The organism is uncultured Kordia sp. (genome assembly GCF_947496985.1).
Lineage (GTDB): Bacteria > Bacteroidota > Bacteroidia > Flavobacteriales > Flavobacteriaceae > Kordia.
Window position 1 is genome coordinate 1 of sequence record NZ_CANMEZ010000052.1, and the last position, 220, is coordinate 220.

Genomic DNA, 220 nt, shown 5'->3' on the forward strand with positions numbered 1-220 from the left:
AATCAAAGGTTCCTAGATTATTTGTATCATTCCCATCCGTATCATCACAAACACTATAGTTTGTTGGTACTGTTGCTGCTATACTTGGGTTTACTTGTAAATCTAAAGACGACGTATTGTAGCAATTTGTAACTGTGTTTTCAATACGAATATGTACCGTTTGATTGTCCATTGTTTCATTTACATATGCAGCTGGAAGCGGTGTCCCTCCTCCTGCTAA

Annotated in this window: 1 protein-coding gene; it reads right to left on the reverse strand. The window is 37.3% G+C overall.

Going from position 1 to position 220, the window contains the following annotated elements; translation table 11 throughout:
* Positions 1-220, reverse strand: a 220-nt coding sequence (locus Q0828_RS24460; RefSeq protein WP_298428002.1) for a hypothetical protein, incomplete at both ends; no start/stop codon positions are given.